General features: G+C 65.4%; 12 protein-coding genes. 8 read left to right on the top strand and 4 right to left on the bottom strand.

Features of this window, described 5'->3' with window-relative positions; translation table 11 throughout:
* Nucleotides 1-6: 6 nt before the first annotated feature.
* The 3 genes from V6W80_RS22125 (at nt 7) to V6W80_RS22135 (ending at nt 4,147) form a co-directional block, all read left to right on the top strand.
* Nucleotides 7-636: a phosphatase PAP2 family protein gene (locus V6W80_RS22125; RefSeq protein WP_017639456.1), complete on the top strand. Its 630-nt coding sequence runs from the start codon at nt 7-9 to the stop codon at nt 634-636.
* 153 nt (nt 637-789) lie between these two features.
* A complete protein-coding gene (locus tag V6W80_RS22130) occupies nt 790-1,836 on the top strand; it encodes a polyamine ABC transporter substrate-binding protein (protein ID WP_338545389.1) in 1,047 nt (348 codons plus the stop codon).
* Nucleotides 1,823-4,147: a putative bifunctional diguanylate cyclase/phosphodiesterase gene (locus tag V6W80_RS22135; RefSeq protein WP_338545390.1), complete on the top strand. Its 2,325-nt coding sequence runs from the start codon at nt 1,823-1,825 to the stop codon at nt 4,145-4,147. Before V6W80_RS22130 ends, V6W80_RS22135 begins: the two co-directional genes overlap by 14 nt.
* Before the next feature lie 51 nt (nt 4,148-4,198).
* Here V6W80_RS22135 and V6W80_RS22140 read toward each other — a convergent pair whose 3' ends face one another.
* From V6W80_RS22140 to thiI, 4 genes are all read right to left on the bottom strand, one after another.
* Entirely contained in the window at nt 4,199-6,136 is a 1,938-nt protein-coding gene (locus tag V6W80_RS22140; RefSeq protein ID WP_338545391.1) for an autotransporter domain-containing protein, read from the bottom strand.
* A gap of 343 nt (nt 6,137-6,479) precedes the next feature.
* Entirely contained in the window at nt 6,480-6,869 is a 390-nt protein-coding gene (locus V6W80_RS22145; protein WP_064307816.1) for a lysozyme inhibitor LprI family protein, read from the bottom strand.
* A gap of 146 nt (nt 6,870-7,015) precedes the next feature.
* Nucleotides 7,016-8,833: a translational GTPase TypA gene (gene typA / locus V6W80_RS22150; protein ID WP_017639451.1), complete on the bottom strand. Its 1,818-nt coding sequence runs from the start codon at nt 8,831-8,833 to the stop codon at nt 7,016-7,018.
* 157 nt (nt 8,834-8,990) lie between these two features.
* Nucleotides 8,991-10,445 (bottom strand): tRNA uracil 4-sulfurtransferase ThiI, encoded by a 1,455-nt coding sequence (gene thiI, locus V6W80_RS22155; protein ID WP_160922015.1) that lies wholly within the window; start codon nt 10,443-10,445, stop codon nt 8,991-8,993.
* 385 nt (nt 10,446-10,830) lie between these two features.
* On the opposite strand from thiI, the gene glnA reads away from it, so the two are divergent.
* From glnA to ntrC, 5 genes are all read left to right on the top strand, one after another.
* Nucleotides 10,831-12,237, top strand: coding sequence for a glutamate--ammonia ligase (glnA, locus tag V6W80_RS22160; protein ID WP_017639449.1), 1,407 nt, complete (start codon nt 10,831-10,833; stop codon nt 12,235-12,237).
* 174 nt (nt 12,238-12,411) lie between these two features.
* Nucleotides 12,412-12,930: a DUF4124 domain-containing protein gene (locus tag V6W80_RS22165; protein WP_338545392.1), complete on the top strand. Its 519-nt coding sequence runs from the start codon at nt 12,412-12,414 to the stop codon at nt 12,928-12,930.
* Complete coding sequence (locus tag V6W80_RS22170) at nt 12,930-13,568, top strand: DUF4124 domain-containing protein (RefSeq protein WP_257705053.1); 639 nt, start codon at nt 12,930-12,932, stop codon at nt 13,566-13,568. Before V6W80_RS22165 ends, V6W80_RS22170 begins: the two co-directional genes overlap by 1 nt.
* 171 nt (nt 13,569-13,739) lie before the next feature.
* Nucleotides 13,740-14,804: a nitrogen regulation protein NR(II) gene (glnL, locus tag V6W80_RS22175; RefSeq protein ID WP_064307812.1), complete on the top strand. Its 1,065-nt coding sequence runs from the start codon at nt 13,740-13,742 to the stop codon at nt 14,802-14,804.
* A gap of 12 nt (nt 14,805-14,816) precedes the next feature.
* A complete protein-coding gene (gene ntrC, locus V6W80_RS22180) occupies nt 14,817-16,247 on the top strand; it encodes a nitrogen regulation protein NR(I) (protein ID WP_017639445.1) in 1,431 nt (476 codons plus the stop codon).
* The last annotated feature ends 511 nt before the right edge of the window (nt 16,248-16,758 follow it).

Here is a 16,758-nt window from a genome sequence, read left to right on the forward strand (position 1 = left end):
TTATCCATGTGGCTGTTCATCACCAACTTCGGCGATTCCTCGGTGATGCTTCCCTGCGCCGTGCTGATCGCGCTCTGGCTGCTGGCCGGCCTGTCCGCGCGGGCGGCGCTGCTCTGGTTGCTGCTGTTTGGTGCTGCCAGCCTCAGCGTTGCCCTGTCCAAGATCGCCTTCTTCGGCTGGGGCCTGGGCATTCCGCGTCTGGATTTCACCGGATTCAGCGGCCACTCCATGCTGGTGGGCAGCGTGCTGCCAGTGCTGGGCTGGCTGCTGGCCAGTCGGGCGCGACCGTCGCTACGGCTGACCGCAGCCGCCCTGGGCGCACTGTGCGCCCTGCTCATCGCCGTCTCGCGGGTGGTGCTGGGCTATCACTCGATCTCGGAAGTGGTGACCGGCCTGCCCATCGGCTATGCCGCCAGCGGCACTCTACTCTGGCTGCTGCGTGGCCAGGAGGTCAACCTGAGGCCACGCCAGGCCGCCCTGGGCGCCAGCCTGCTGCTGTTGCCTCTGCTGTTGCTGCATGGCACCAACGCGCCGACGCAACGGGTGCTGGAACGGCTGGCGGTGAAGTTCGCCGACGAGCAGAAGCCCTGGACGCGCGCCCATCAGCGCGCCGGGGTGGCGCCCTTGCAGAACTGAGGAACATCGCCAAGCGCATGCAATAGACGACGCCGCGACTGGCGAATACAGGCAAGCCTCCTAGACTGGCAGAAGCCCTGAATTTCCTGGGGTGAACGTGCGGGCTCTTCGGCCCCTCCTATAGAAGTCAGCCCTTGCCGCCGAGTCGTCCGCATGCGCTACTGCCTTTTCCTCTGCAGCCTGGTGCTTACCGGTCTGCCCGCGTCACCCGTAGCGGCTGCCGAGCCCTTGCGGCTCTATACCTGGGAAGGCTATTTCAGCGACACCCTGCTGCAGCGCTGGGCTAAGGCCCATCCCCCCGTGCAGGAAATCCACTTCGACAGCAGCGACGTGCGCGACGCCACCCTGGCGCGCGGCGATGCCGATCTCGACCTGGTGGTGATCAACGAGGTCAGCGCCACGCGTCTCGGCCAGGACGGCCTGCTGACGCGCATCGATCCCCGGCGCCTGCCCCATCTGAACGAACTCGATCCGCGCTGGCGCCACAGTTGTGGCGACTACGCGGTGCCCTATGTCTGGGGCACCCTGGGTCTGCTCTATCGCAGCGACCGCCTGGCCCAGGCGCCCACGTCCTGGCTGCCGCTGCTGCAGCCGGCGCCGGCGCTGCACGGCCGCATCGCCATGCTCGAAGACCATGACGACCTGCTGGTCGCGCCGCTGATCATCCTGGGTGCCGCCATCAACAGCGACGATCCCGAGTTGCTCAGACGCAGCTTCGCCCTGCTCAAAGCCCAGGCACCGGCGGTGCTGACCTATCAGTACGTGGTCAGCGCCCTGCGCAATCCGGCCTACAGCGACCGCATCGATCTGGCCCTGGGCTACAGCGGCGACCAGCACCTGCTCAATGCCGCGACGCCCGGGCAGCCCTGGCATTTCACCACGCCCCGCGAAGGCAGCCTGCTGTGGATGGACTGCGTGGCGGTGCTCAGCAGCTCCCCGCACCAGGCCGCCGCCTGGCGCTTCATCGATTTTCTCAACGAGCCGCGCAATGCCGTGCTGGCCACCGAGGAGCTGCACCTGGCGACCCCCAATGCCGGTGCCGTGCGCCTGCTGCCGGCCGACCTGCGCGAGGATCCCAGCCTGTTCCCCCCCGACGACGTCATCGCCCGCAGCCAGGTCTTCCGTGAAGGTCCGCCCGACGCCTTCCAGACCCGGCAGCGCATCGGCAGCGCTTTGGTAGATCACCATGAATCTCAATAGGCGCGCCCTGCTGCTGATCCTGCCGGTCGCCCTGCTCTGCAGCCTGACCCTGGTCGGACTGGGCTACACGGTGCAGCGCGAGGCGGTGATCGGCCTCGAACGCTCGCGGGTCAACCACGACCTGGCGGCGCTGGAGACCACCTATCGCGAGTACGATCACTTCAGCCGCAATCTGCTCTATGCCCTGTCCAACAGCGCGGCCCTGGGCAACTTCCTGCGGCAGACCGAGGTGCCCTATCGCAACGAGGCCCTGGGCACCCAGTTGCAACTGGCGGTGCGCCAGCTGGCCGGCGACGACGCTCCCACGCGCATCTCCCTGGCCATCGCCCGGCCCGATCTCAGCCTGGCCTACTACTACGAACGCAGTGGCGATCCCTTCGCCCAGCTGAGCAGCGTCCAGCGCCAGCTACTCGAGCGCCTGGCGCGGGAAGCGAACGGGCCGCTGGAGCGGCGCGATTATCTGCTAGACGAACAGGGCCACTCGCTGCTGGTGGCGACCACCTCGCTGCTTCCGAGCACGGCCGGACCGCCCCTGCCAGGTCAGCGCGGCCTGGCGATGACGCTGCAGCTGGCGGTCAGTCCGGACCGAATGGAGGCCAAGCGCCGTACCCTGGAACAGAGCTATGGCGCGCCCCTGGAATTCAGCCGGACACTGCCCGTACGCACCAGCGATTTCACCGCTGTCGTGCGCCTGTCACCCGATCTCTATGTGCGCCTGACCCCGAACCCGGAGCATCTGCATGGGGAACTGCGCCGTCTGGCGATCGCCTATTTCAGTGGTGGCCTGCTGGTGACCCTGGCCTGCATCCTGGTGTTGATCGTGCTGATCCGGCGCTACATCACCCGGCCCATCGCCCGCCTGGACAGCCAGCTCACCGAGGTGCTGGAGGGTCAGCGCCAGGCCCTCGAAACCGGCGACGAGCCCGGCGAGATCGGTCATCTGGGCGCCAACATGAAGCGCCTGCACGACAACAACCTGGCCATTCTGGCGCAACTGCGCACGGCCCTGCGCACCGACGTCCTCACCCAGATCGGCAACCGCCGCTACTTCCAGCTCATGGGCGAATCCTGGCTGGCGGGCAAGCCGGATGGCCGCCGCATCGCCCTGCTCTATTTCGGCCTCGACCATTTCAAGTCGGTCAACGACCGCTTCGGCCACGAGGTGGGCGATGAACTGCTGCAGGCCGTGGCGCGCCAGACCCAGCAGCTGCTGGAGGCCTATCAAGCAGGCAACGAACTGGTGTTCACGCGCCTGGCGGGCGATGAATTCGCCGTCCTGCTGCGCGGTCCGGCAGCAGCGACCGAGGCCCTCGCCCTAGGCCAGCGACTGCAGCAGAACTACGCCAACGGCACCCTGGTCGGCGAACGCCGCTATGCCGTGACCCTGAGCATCGGCCTGGCGACCCCCGAGGCGCCGCTGGACCTGGCCGACCTGCTGGCCCAGGCCGATCTGGCCATGGAACGAGCCAAGAACGAAGGCGGCAATCACCTGGTGCACTTCACCCCGGAACTGGCTGCGCGCCAGCGCCGCCAGGATCTCCTGGACGAGCACCTGCGGCGAATGAATCCGGACGAGGAATTCCACCTCGTCTACATGCCGGCGGTCGACAGCAGCGGCCAGGTACGCTCCGCCGAAACCCTGCTGCGCTGGAATTCACCGCGCCTGGGTTCGGTATCGCCGGCGGAATTCATCCCCATCGCCGAACGCCAGGGGCATTTCCGCTGGATCGATCGCTGGGTCGTGGACCAGGCCTGCCGCGAGTACCCGGCGCTGCAGGAGGTACTGGGCAGCGACCTGGTGCTGTCCGTCAACCTGTCATCCGCGCAGCTGGATCAGGCCGACATCGTGCCCTATCTGCGCGAGCGGGTGCGCCACCACGGCGTCGATCCGGGCCATCTGGAACTGGAATTCACCGAGACCTTCGCCGCCGAGCTGAACGAGCGCACCCTGGGGCTGCTGCACGAATTGCGCGCCGAGGGCTTTCGCGTGGCCATCGACGACTTCGGCGTCGGCTACACCTCCATCCAGCAGGTCACCGACTATCCCGCCGACACCATCAAGTTCGACCGGCTCATCGTTGAGCGCCTCAGCCAGCCCGGTAACCAGGCCAGCCTGGATGCGCTCATCGCCTTCTGCCATGCCCGCGACGCCCAGGTCATCGCCGAGGGCGTGGATACCGAGCTCAAGCAGCTGTGCCTGCAGCAGGCCGGTTGCGATCTGCTGCAGGGCTTTCTGGTCTGCCCGCCGCGGCGTCTGGACGAGTTGCGCGACTGGCAGCGCCAACGGCTGGGTGATCCCAGCCGGGTCTAGGGATAACAGGCGCTGACAAGGTCAGCGCCTGTTATCCAAGTCGAGCGACGCTTAGAAATCCAGCGACAGGCCCAGCCCCACGCCCTGCTGCTGGGTATCGCCCGCGCCGGCATAGCTGTAGCCGCCGCGCAGGGTCAGCTCCGGGGTAAGCCGCTGGACCACGCCCAGACTCAGGCGGGTGCGGTCGCTGTCGGGCTGGTAGCCGTCCAGGGTGTAGTCCAGACCCGGCACGCTGTTCAGGCGCATGGTCACATCGCGGGTACCGTCGGCGAATTCCCGCTCGCGACCCAGGTCGGCGAACAGCGCCGTAGCCGGTGCCAGTTGCCAGCGGCCCTGCAGGCCCAGCCCCAGCCGTCGCGAGGTGCTCGACTGGTCGTCGAACTCCAGCGCCGTGGCGTCGTTGCCGCGCTCCCGATAACCGTCCACCTGGACGCGGGCATAGTCGGCGCTGAGATAGGGACTCAGGTGCCAGGGGCTGCCAGCCGCCGCCAGGTCATAGCCCAGGCGCGCCGAGAGGGCACGCAGATCACCATCGGTATCGCCCTGCTCGCTGCGCGTGGTCGGGCCGAGGGCGAAGCGCCGGCTCAGATCGTCATAGTCCAGGCGGCCACCGGTGGCGGTGAGATCGCCCCAGAGGCGCTCGCCCTGGTACTGGGCGAAGGCGCTGAGCAGATAGCTGTTGAGGCGATAGCTGGAATCGGCCGCACCGGGTTCCAGGTGTTGCCGCGCGACCCCGGCGGCGACGCCGAAGCGCCATTCCTCGCTGAGCCGATAGCTGCCGCCTAGGTCCAGGCTGTAGCCGTTGCCATCGCCGCCGGCGGTGCTGCGCTGGTCGTCGACGTCCAGGCGTCGCGCGCTGGTATCCACATAGCCCTGCCAGCGCCCCACCGGCTGCCAGGCATGCCAGTCGCCCAGCCAGCGCTGGTGCAGGCCATCCTGATGGGCTCTGAGGGTGGACTGGGCCATCTCCGGCAGCAGGGTGACCTCCCAGGGCGCCGCCAGCAGCGAATAGGCGTAGTCGGCGATCAGTCGTTGACCAGTGATGGTCGGGTGGACGCGATCATTGAACAGCAACTGGCTGGGATCGGCCGCCGCCGCGCCCAGGCCGTAGGTAGCGTTGCGGGTGCAGTTGTCGCCACTGAAGCAGGTGCCGGTGAGATTCTGCCCGCTGGCCAGGCCATAGCGGCCCGGCTCGGCCACCACCTCGGCGAGCAGCTGGGGCACGTTGAGGCCGATGATCTCGGCGTCGATGCCGGCCAGGCGCGCCACCAGGGCCTGGTTGTAGACCCGACTCAGGGCCGAGCTGGCCGCCTGTTGCGGCGAACCGGCCAGGGCCGGGGTCTGGCCGATGTCCGGCAGCAGCCAGACCACCATATAGCGCGCGCCGGCCTGCTGCAGGGCAGCGACGCCGTCGCCCAGGCGATTGGCCGCGGCTGCCGCGGTGGCCGGCGAGGTGACCAGTCCTTGGAGGAAGTCGTTACCCCCGCCGCTGATGTAGAACAGGGTATTGGGATCCAGACTCAGGCCCTGGCTGGCAAGTCCCGGCAGGTAGCCGTCGCGGCTGCGCAGGGTCAGCCCACCTACCGCCACCACCGAGCCATTGCGGGCGGTGATGGAGTCGCGGATCTGCGCCGTGGTGTAGCCGCCCGTGGCCCAGTTGTCGCCATCGCTCAGGCCGATCCGCTGATTGATCAGCGAGGTCGAGGCGTCCAGGGTCCGGACGTCGAAGCCCAGTTGCTGGCCGAGCAGGATCGAGGACACCGGGCCGGTCACCGCGCCGCTCGCCGGGCTGTAGCCGGGGCCGACACGATTGGTGAATCTGAGGTTGGCGCCGTTGATCCCGGTGTCGGGAAATTGCCCGGCATCGAGCAGGCTGTCGCCGAACACAGTGAAGCCGCTGTAGGGATTGGGAGCCGCCTGGGCGGTTGCCGCGAGCGCCGTGGCCAGGGCGATGGCCAGCGGCAGGCGTTGCCTGAGGAAAGATGTCATGCCTGCATCCTTGATTGTTGTTATCGGAGCACGCGTCAGGGCGTGTCGCCTCACGCTAGACGGTTTTTGTGTCCTTGTATCCGGATGTGAACAAAAAAGTACGACACGTTCGTTGCAGTGCTGAAAGGCAGGGGCCAGAGCGGTCGCTCAGGTGATGGGCAGCGGGAGGCTGATGCGGTTGCGCTCGCACCTCAAGCCCTGCCTAGGGCCGCAACACCTTTGGATGATAGGGGTGTTGGGCTTCGCTGCGCTCAGCCCAACCTACGCGGGGCCGCTTTCCCCCTCTCCCTCCGGCAGAGGGTTGGGGAGAGGGAACCGCCGGATTCCGCTCCTGCGGCTCACCTCACTGCCCCAGCTTGCCCGCCTCACAGCCGGTACTGGCGCACTCGCGCAGGCGCTCCTTGAGGGTCTCCAGGCGGCTTTCGGTCAGGCTGACGGCGCAGTCCAGATTGACGAAGTAGCCATCGGCTTCCTCGCGGGCGCACTGGCTGTCACGCTGCTTGATCCAGGCCAGCTGGCGCTGCTTGAGCACGGCCTGCTGATCGGCCGGCAGCTGCTTGCGCAGTTCGCCATAGGTCTGGTTCAGCGACTTGTCGCTCTGGGCGAACAGGTTGCTGGCGCAGTAGACGGTATCGAAGGCGTTGCGTGGCGTGCCGCAACCGGCGGCCTGGGCTGTGGCGAGACCGAAGAGACCGGTCAGGGTCAAGGCGGCGGCAAGGGTGTTCTTGAGCATGGCAGCATCCTGCAGAAAGGGCCGTTCCGGGTGGCGCGACCGTGAGACAAACGCTAGCAGAGCCGCCAGTCCCGCGCGCGGCACCTGCTGAAAAACAGCCAACAAAAAAGCGCCCGAAGGCGCTTTCCTGTACTACCCGGGCGGGATCAGACCTTGGAACGCTCGAAGCGCTTGCGGTCGTTCTCGTTCAGGTACTTCTTGCGCAGACGGATGGACTTGGGCGTCACTTCCACCAGCTCATCGTCGGCGATGAATTCCAGCGCCTGCTCGAGGGTGAACTTGATCGGCGGCACCAGGGCGATGACTTCGTCCTTGCCCGAGGCGCGCATGTTGTCCAGCTTCTTGCCCTTGGTGGGGTTGAGCACCAGGTCGTTGTCACGGCTGTTGATGCCGCACAGCTGGCCTTCGTAGATCTCGTCGCCCGGGGCCAGGAACAGCTTGCCGCGGCTCTGCAGGGTTTCCAGCGAGTAGGTCAGCGCAGTACCGGTGGCCATGGAGACCAGCACGCCGTTCTGACGGTTGCTCACTTCGCCGGCCTTGATCGGGCCGTAGTGGCTGAAGGTCGAGGTCAGGATACCGCTGCCCGAGGTCAGGGTCAGGAAGTTGTTACGGAAGCCGATCAGGCCACGCGCCGGGATGGTGTATTCCAGGCGGATACGGCCCTTGCCGTCGGGGATCATGTTGGTCAGATCGCCCTTGCGCAGACCCATCTGCTCCATCACCGAGCCCTGGTGCTGCTCTTCGATGTCGATGGTGACGTTCTCGTAGGGCTCCTGCTTCTCGCCATCCTTCTCGATGATCACCACTTCCGGACGGCCCACGGCCATCTCGAAGCCTTCGCGGCGCATGTTCTCGATCAGTACCGACAGGTGCAGCTCGCCACGCCCGGAAACCTTGAACTTCTCGGCGGACTCGCCCGGCTCGACGCGCAGGGCCACGTTGTGCAGCAGTTCCTTCTCCAGACGGTCCTTGATGTTGCGGCTGGTGACGAACTTGCCTTCACGACCGGCGAACGGCGAGTCGTTGACCTGGAAGGTCATGCTCACGGTGGGCTGGTCGACGGTCAGCGGCGGGCGCGCTTCGACGTTCTGCGGATCGCACAGGGTGTCGGAGATGAACAGCTCGTCCATGCCCGAGACGCAGACGATGTCGCCGGCTTCGGCTTCGGCCACTTCCACGCGCTGCAGGCCGGAGTGGCCCATGATCTTGAGGATACGACCGTTGCGCTTGCTGCCGTCGTCGCTGATGGCAACGACCGGAGTGTTGGCCTTGATGCGGCCACGGGCGATGCGGCCGATGCCGATCACGCCGAGGAAGCTGTTGTAGTCCAGCTGGGAGATCTGCATCTGGAAGGGGCCGTCCAGATCGACCTGGGGAGCCGGGACGTGGTCGACGATGGCCTGGAACAGAGCATCCATGTTGTCGTCCATCTTCTCGTGGTCCAGACCGGCGATGCCGTTCAGGGCGCTGGCGTAGACGATGGGGAAGTCCAGCTGCTCATCGGTGGCGCCGAGGTTGTCGAACAGGTCGAAGATCTGGTCGATGACCCAGTCCGGACGCGCGCCGGGACGGTCGATCTTGTTGACCACCACGATCGGACGCAGACCGGCCTTGAAGGCCTTCTGGGTAACGAAGCGGGTCTGCGGCATGGGGCCGTCCTGGGCGTCGACCACCAGCAGCACGGAGTCGACCATGGACATCACGCGCTCCACCTCGCCACCGAAGTCGGCGTGGCCGGGGGTGTCGACGATGTTGATGTTGTAGTCGCCCCACTTCAGCGCGGTGTTCTTGGCCAGGATGGTGATGCCACGTTCCTTTTCCTGGTCGTTGCTGTCCATCACCCGCTCGTTTTCCGCTTCTTTGCGGTCCAGGGTGCCGGACAGGCGCAGCAGCTTGTCGACGAGGGTGGTCTTGCCATGGTCGACGTGCGCGATGATGGCGATGTTGCGTAGATTCTCGATCACAGTGGTGTTCTCGGTATAGAAATGAAGGAGCTTCAGCCAGCAGGCTGACAGCCGGAGATTGCAAAGGCGCGAAACGCGGCCGACCGGTATGTGGCCGGCAGGCTAGAAGAGGTCGGGAGGGCGGTGGCGGATACTGCCACCCAGCAGGCCCGGCTGCTTAGGCCGGACGATAAACGCGCACATTGGCGTGCCCTTCGGTGAGCAGGTGATGGGCGTGCAGCCGGCTCATCACCCCGCGGTCGCAATAGAGAAGGTACTGGCGATTCTCGTCCAGTTCCTTGAAACGGCTGTTCAGCGCGAAGAACGGCATGGTCTGCACCTCGATGCCTGGCAGCTCCAGCGGCAGGTCTTCCTGGGCGTCGGGATGGCGAATGTCCACCACGATCTGCCCGGGCAGCGGCTGGTCCACCTCTTCCACCTGCACGTCCTTGCCCAGCTCCTCGATCACCTTGTCGACGGTGATGAAGCGTGCGCGTTCCAGAGCGGCGTCGAGCACCGCCATGTCGAACTTGCCTTCCTCGTGCTCCACCCGCAGGGCCTTGGCCTTGGTGGTGGGATTCACCGAGATGATGCCGCAGTACTCGGGCATGTGCTTGGCGAAGTCGGCGGTGCCGATGCGCTGGGCGGTGTCGATGATGTCCTGCTTGTGGCTGGCCAGCAGCGGCCGCAGCACCAGGGTATCGGTGGCCTTGTCGATCACCGCCAGGTTGGTCAGGGTCTGGCTGGAAACCTGGGAGACGGCTTCGCCGGTCACCAGCGCCTCGATCTGCAGCTGCTCGGCGATGCGGCTGGCCGCACGCAGCATCATGCGCTTGAGGATCACGCCCATGTGGCTGTCGTCGCACTGGGTGAGGATCTGCCCCACCACTTCCTCGAAGGGCACGCTGATGAACAGCACGCGCTGGGAGCGCCCGTACTTCTCCCAGAGATAGTGGGCCACTTCCATCACGCCCAGTTCGTGGGCCCGCCCGCCGAGATTGAAGAAGCAGAAATGGCTGACCATCCCGCGTCTCATCATCTGGTAGGCGGCCACGGTGGAGTCGAAGCCACCGGACATCAGCACCAGCACCTGCTCCAGGGCGCCCAGCGGATAACCGCCCAGCCCTTCGTGGTGCTCGTCGATGATGAACAGCTGCTGGTCACGGATCTCCAGGCGGACGTTCACCTCGGGATTCTTCAGGGCGATGCCGGCGCCGCCGCAGCGTTCGCGCAGGCCACCACCGACATGGCGCTCCACGTCCATCGAGGAGAAGTCATGACGGCCGGCGCGCTTGCAGCGCACCGAAAACACCTTGCCGCGCACCCGCTCGCCGAAGTGGCGTACGCAGAGTTCCAGGATGGTCTCGAAGTCACCCAGCGGATACTCGTGCACCTCGAGGAACTGGCCGATGCCCGGGGTGCAGGCCAGGCGCTGCTTCATGTCCACCAGCAACCGCGGCTCGCTTAGCGCGGTCTCCAGGGTGATGTTGTCCCAGACCCCTTCCACGCGGACATCCGGATCCAGATCGCGCAGCACGACACGAATGTTCTTCACCAGCTGGCGAATGAAATTCTTGCGCACCGGGCGACTCTTGATGGTGATTTCCGGAAAGACCTTGATGATGAGCTTCATGAGCGGGAAACGGGGGGCGGGTAACGCGAAAGAAAAGGGCCAATATCATACCTGAAAACCATCACGCACTCGAATCCAGCCGACAAAATCACTTGAGGCGCCATTTAGGTGCAGCGATGAATTACAAAGCACCAAATTGGTGCGCTGATGCGCCGCTGATTGGCCTGAAAACGGCACGACAGGCGTCAGGAAGGGCCTCCAGCCCATTTGAGGGCACTGGCATACAACTTGCTCTCTTGTGAGGCAGCCGCCCCTGGGCCAGCATAGGGCGCTTTTCGTGGAACGCCGGTCGTGGACTAGGCAGTACGGAAGCGCCCCTCAAGGGCACAGCTGATACCGGGAGTACCGCCAACCGCTCCCGGCCGAAATTCCTCTGGAGGAAACCATGTCGAAGGCTGTTCAACTGATCAAAGAAAACGACGTGAAGTGGGTAGACCTGCGCTTCACCGACACCAAAGGCAAGCAGCAACACGTCACCATGCCGGCGCGTGACGCGCTGGACGAAGACTTCTTCGCCCACGGCAAGATGTTCGACGGCTCCTCCATCGCCGGCTGGAAAGGCATCGAAGCCTCCGACATGATCCTGCTGCCCGACGACAGCACCGCCGTTCTGGATCCCTTCACCGAAGAGCCGACCCTGATCCTGGTCTGCGACATCATCGAACCCTCCACCATGCAGCCCTACGAGCGCGACCCCCGCGGTATCGCCCGTGCTGCCGAGGAGTACCTGAAGTCCACCGGTATCGGCGACACCGTGTTCGTCGGCCCGGAGCCCGAGTTCTTCATCTTCGACGAAGTGAAGTTCAAGTCGGACATCTCCGGCTCCATGTTCAAAATCTTCTCCGAGCAGGCCTCCTGGAACACCGATGCCGACTTCGAGTCCGGCAACAAGGGCCACCGTCCGGGCGTCAAGGGCGGCTACTTCCCGGTACCGCCGGTCGATCACGACCACGAAATCCGTACCGCCATGTGCAACGCCCTGGAAGAGATGGGCCTGGTCGTGGAAGTCCACCACCACGAAGTGGCGACCGCTGGCCAGAACGAGATCGGTGTGCAGTTCAACACCCTGGTCAAGAAGGCTGACGAAACCCAGACCCTGAAGTACGTCGTGCACAACGTGGCCGATGCCTACGGCAAGACCGCCACCTTCATGCCCAAGCCCCTGTACGGCGACAACGGCTCCGGCATGCACGTGCACATGTCCATCTCCAAGGATGGCAAGAACACCTTCGCTGGCGAAGGCTATGCCGGCCTGTCCGATACCGCCCTGTACTTCATCGGCGGCATCATCAAGCACGGCAAGGCACTGAACGGCTTCACCAACCCGTCCACCAACAGCTACAAGCGTCTGGTGCCCGGCTTCGAAGCCCCGGTCATGCTGGCCTACTCGGCCCGTAACCGCTCCGCCTCCATCCGTATCCCCTATGTGTCGAGCCCGAAAGCCCGCCGCATCGAAGCCCGCTTCCCGGATCCGGCTGCCAACCCCTACCTGTGCTTCGCCGCCCTGCTGATGGCCGGCCTGGACGGTATCCAGAACAAGATCCACCCCGGCGATGCCGCCGACAAGAACCTGTACGATCTGCCGCCGGAAGAAGGCAAGAAGATCCCGCAGGTCTGCGGCAGCCTGAAGGAAGCCCTGGAAGCCCTGGACGCCGGTCGCGCGTTCCTGACCAAGGGCGGCGTCTTCACCGACGAGTTCATCGATGCCTACATCGAGCTGAAGTCCGAGGAAGAGATCAAGGTGCGTACCTTCGTGCACCCGCTGGAATACGATCTGTACTACAGCGTCTGATCCCGCTGCAGTAACTGAAAGAGGCCTCCTTCGGGAGGCCTTTTCTTTGCGCGGGTTTTCTTTGCGTAGGAATAGCAGCCGCGACCGGCGCCAGCGCGGAGCGGCCGAGCTGCCTACCTGACCACACGACGCGCCTGCTACCCTTGATCTCCATCGCCCGGCCGAGATTCCGCCATGCCTCGCCTGCTTGCCTGCTGTCTGCTCTGCCTCGCCTGCTCCGCCCAGGCCGCGATCTACAAGTCGGTGGATGCCGAAGGCAACACGGTATTCAGCGATCAGCCCTCGGCCAATGCCAAGCCGGTGCAGGTGGCGCCCACCAACACCGTGGACAATCCACGACCGGCGCCGCCCATCCCCAGTGCGGCTGCGGCGGCGACCCCTGCCGGCCCGGCCTTCAGCCGTCTGGAAGTCAATGTGCCCGACGACGAGGCCATCCGCGCCAACAACGGCACCTTCTCGGTGGGGGTAGCCGTGGAGCCGGCCCTGGGCCCTGGGCAGTCCCTGCAACTGCTGGTGGATGGCGCGCCCTATGGCAGCCCAGGTCAGAGCACCCGTTTCGGCGTGGCCAACCTGGAGCGCGGCGAGCACCGCTTCGCCGCCCAGGTGCTGTCCGGCACCGGCGAGGTGATCCAGACCAGTGCCGAGAAGACCGTTACCGTGCAGCGCATCAGCGTCAACAGCCCGGCTCGCTGATGCGCGCGCTCCTGGCACTGGTTCTGCTCTGCCTGCTGCTGCCCGCCCAAGCGGCGGTCTACAGCTATGTCGACAAGGACGGCAATCGGGTCTACACCGACCAGCCACCCAAGGGCGTCAAGGCGACCCAGGTGCCGATCACGGTGCCTAACAACCTTAATCAGCAGGGCCAGCCGACCCGCAAGCTGAGTCCGACACCGGCCGCGCCGGTGGCCAGGACGCCCAAGACCGCGCCCTTCCGCTACCAGATGCTGCGCATCCTGGTACCCGAGCCCGATGCTACGGTGATCGATCAGCAAGGGCAGCTCATCGTCAGCCTGGTCAGCGAACCGGAGCTGCAGCCGGGTCACAGCTACCGGCTGCTGCTGGATGACAAGGAAGCCGGCGCCGGTCGCAGTCCAGTGTTTCCCCTGGACAACCTGGATCGTGGCACCCATAGCCTGGTGGCGGAGATCCTCGCCGCCGACGGCAATGTGCTGGAGCGGACACCGGCCCAGCCCTTCCATCTGCGCCGCCCCTCGCTGGAGCAGAAGCGCCGTGCCCATCCCTGCAGTGACAAGGACTGGGGCAAGCGGCCGGAATGCCCATTGGACATGAAACCGCCCGAACCCAGGAAATCCTGGCTACCCTTCCTCTAGCGCACCTATTTGGTGCGCTTTTTCATTGTGCACCATCTTGATACAAATCCAGTTTCTTTCCGCCCGTCGCGCGGCGGCTGTTAGTGCACGTTTCAGCCATCTGCCCTAACTCGGGGCGTCTTGGTTTGCTTCTTGCATTTTCCTATCGTCCCTATAGCGCTGTGGCCTCTCATGCCTACCGACGTCATTCACCGACTCCTGCTCGACAACCTCACCACCGCAGTCATTCTGCTCGATGCGGAGTTGCGCCTGGAGTACATGAACCCGGCGGCCGAGATGCTCCTGGCCATCAGTGGCCAGCGCAGCCATGGCCAGTTCATCAGCGAGCTGTTCACCGAATCGCCCGAGGCCCTGCAGGCGCTGCGCCAGGCGGTGGACCACGCCCATCCCTTCACCAAGCGCGAGGCGCTGCTGATCTCCACCTCTGGCAACAGCCTCACGGTGGACTATGCGGTGACCCCGATCCTGGATCGCCACAACACCCTGCTGCTGCTGGAAGTCCATCCCCGCGACCGGCTGCTGCGCATCACCAAGGAAGAGGCCCAGCTCTCCAAGCAGGAGACCACCAAGCTGCTGGTGCGGGGCCTGGCCCACGAGATCAAGAATCCTCTCGGCGGCATTCGCGGCGCGGCCCAGCTGCTGGCCCGCGAGCTGCCGGAAGAGGCGCTCAAGGACTACACCAACGTCATCATCGAGGAAGCGGATCGGCTGCGAAATCTGGTCGACCGCATGCTCGGCTCCAACAAGCTGCCCAAGCTGGCCGTCACCAACGTGCACGAGGTGCTCGAACGGGTCTGCAGCCTGGTGGAAGCGGAAAGCCAGGGACTGATCAACCTGGTGCGCGACTACGATCCGAGCATTCCCGATCTGATGATCGACCGCGAGCAGATGATCCAGGCGGTGCTCAACATCGTGCGCAACGCCATGCAGGCCATCTCCCAGCAGAACGAATTGCGCCTGGGCCGGGTGACCCTGAGAACCCGCACCCTGCGCCAGTTCACCATCGCCCACCACCGCCATCGCCTGGTGTGCAAGGTGGAGATCACCGACAACGGCCCGGGCATCCCCCAGGACCTGCAGGAAACCATCTTCTATCCCATGGTCAGCGGTCGCCCCGACGGCACCGGCCTCGGGCTCGCCATCACCCAGAACATCATCACCCAGCACCAGGGGCTGATCGAGTGTGAAAGCCATCCTGGCCACACCGCCTTCAGCATCTTCCTGCCGCTGGAATAACGAGGAGTACGCATGAGCCGTCAGGAGACCGTCTGGATCGTCGACGACGACCGTTCCATCCGCTGGGTCCTGGAAAAAGCCCTGCAACAGGAAGGCATGACCACCGTCGCCTTCGACAGCGCCGATAGCGTCATGACCCGCCTCGGTCGCCAGCAACCGGACGTGGTGATCTCGGACATCCGCATGCCCGGGACCAGTGGCCTGGACCTGCTGTCGCGCATTCGCGAGATGCACCCGCGCCTGCCGGTCATCATCATGACCGCCCACTCCGACCTGGACAGCGCCGTGGCCTCCTACCAGGGCGGCGCCTTCGAGTACCTGCCCAAGCCCTTCGACGTCGACGAGGCCGTGGCCCTGGTCAAGCGCGCCGGGCAGCATGCCCAGGAGCAGCAGGGTTTCGCCGAACCGGCGCACCTGACCCGCACCCCCGAGATCATCGGCGAGGCGCCGGCGATGCAGGAGGTGTTCCGCGCCATCGGCCGCCTCTCGCACTCCAACATCACGGTGCTGATCAACGGCGAATCCGGCACCGGCAAGGAGCTGGTCGCCCACGCCCTGCACCGCCACAGCCCGCGCGCCGCCGCGCCCTTCATCGCCCTGAACATGGCCGCCATCCCCAAGGACCTGATGGAGTCCGAGCTGTTTGGCCACGAGAAAGGCGCCTTCACCGGCGCCGCCGCCCAGCGCCGCGGCCGCTTCGAGCAGGCCGATGGCGGCACCCTGTTCCTCGACGAGATCGGAGACATGCCGGCCGACACCCAGACCCGCCTGCTGCGCGTGCTGGCCGATGGCGAGTTCTATCGCGTCGGTGGCCATACCCCGGTCAAGGTGGACGTGCGTATCATCGCCGCCACCCACCAGAATCTCGAAGGTCTGGTGCGCGAGGGCAAGTTCCGCGAAGACCTCTTCCACCGCCTCAATGTCATCCGCATCCACATTCCGCGCCTGGCCGACCGCCGCGAGGACATCCCCGCCCTCGCCCGCCACTTCCTCGCCCGCGCCGCCCAGGAGCTGGCCGTGGAACCCAAGACCCTGCGCAGCGAGACCGAGGAGTACATGAAAGGCCTGCCCTGGCAGGGCAACGTGCGCCAGCTGGAGAACACCTGCCGCTGGATCACGGTAATGGCCTCCAGCCGCGAGGTGCTGATCGACGACCTGCCGCCGGAGCTGCTCAACCAGCCCCAGGACGCCGCCCCCGCCGCCAACTGGGAACAGGCGCTGCGCCAATGGGCCGACCAGGCCCTCACCCGCGGCCAGTCCAGCCTGCTGGACAACGCCGTGCCGGCCTTCGAGCGCATCATGATCGAGACCGCCCTCAAGCACACCGCCGGCCGCCGCCGCGACGCCGCCGTCCTGCTCGGCTGGGGTCGCAACACCCTGACCCGCAAGATCAAGGAACTGGGCATGAAGGTGGATGGGCCGGATGAAGAGGGGGAGGACTGAGGGTTCTCTACGGTGCTGTAGGTTGGGCTGAGGCGGCTCCATCGCCGAAGCCCAACAATGCGAAAGCCCCTGCTAGGTGCGAAGTTTTATTGGTGCCTTGGCTGTTTTCTCGAGTTTTGTGAGTACCTTTTGTCTCGCCCACCCGGGCGAGTCACTTTTGCCAGTCGCGGCAAAAGTAACCAAAAACGCTTGCCCCACCATCCGGCCCTACGCTGCGCTCCGGGTTCGCTCACGCCAGCGCCGTTCCAGGGTCGGCCTACACGGGCCGTCCATGGCCCGTTAGGCCTCTCGCCGCATCCCTGCGGCTCGACCCACTCCACGACACTGACGTTCGCCCTCCTGAACGGGGCGATTCGCCAGCCTGGAAGTATTGGTTGAAGAAGCAAGAAGAGCCCGTAATCCGTAGCGTGGACAACGGCGAAGCCTTGTCCACTGTTCAAGACCAAGCTCACGCCGCCACGACCTGACACCGCCGGAATCGCGGCTATGGGCCGCTCCTACGGGGTATCCG

This window comes from Pseudomonas benzopyrenica (genome assembly GCF_036884265.1).
Classification (GTDB): domain Bacteria; phylum Pseudomonadota; class Gammaproteobacteria; order Pseudomonadales; family Pseudomonadaceae; genus Chryseomonas; species Chryseomonas benzopyrenica.

Coding starts and splice junctions, on each gene's coding strand:
- V6W80_RS22125 (WP_017639456.1), top strand. CDS start 7: ATGTGGCTGTTCATCACCAACTTCGGCGATTCCTCGGTGATGCTTCCC.
- V6W80_RS22130 (WP_338545389.1), top strand. CDS start 790: ATGCGCTACTGCCTTTTCCTCTGCAGCCTGGTGCTTACCGGTCTGCCC.
- V6W80_RS22135 (WP_338545390.1), top strand. CDS start 1,823: ATGAATCTCAATAGGCGCGCCCTGCTGCTGATCCTGCCGGTCGCCCTG.
- V6W80_RS22140 (WP_338545391.1), bottom strand. CDS start 6,136: ATGACATCTTTCCTCAGGCAACGCCTGCCGCTGGCCATCGCCCTGGCC.
- V6W80_RS22145 (WP_064307816.1), bottom strand. CDS start 6,869: ATGCTCAAGAACACCCTTGCCGCCGCCTTGACCCTGACCGGTCTCTTC.
- thiI (WP_160922015.1), bottom strand. CDS start 10,445: ATGAAGCTCATCATCAAGGTCTTTCCGGAAATCACCATCAAGAGTCGC.
- glnA (WP_017639449.1), top strand. CDS start 10,831: ATGTCGAAGGCTGTTCAACTGATCAAAGAAAACGACGTGAAGTGGGTA.
- V6W80_RS22165 (WP_338545392.1), top strand. CDS start 12,412: ATGCCTCGCCTGCTTGCCTGCTGTCTGCTCTGCCTCGCCTGCTCCGCC.
- V6W80_RS22170 (WP_257705053.1), top strand. CDS start 12,930: ATGCGCGCGCTCCTGGCACTGGTTCTGCTCTGCCTGCTGCTGCCCGCC.
- glnL (WP_064307812.1), top strand. CDS start 13,740: ATGCCTACCGACGTCATTCACCGACTCCTGCTCGACAACCTCACCACC.
- ntrC (WP_017639445.1), top strand. CDS start 14,817: ATGAGCCGTCAGGAGACCGTCTGGATCGTCGACGACGACCGTTCCATC.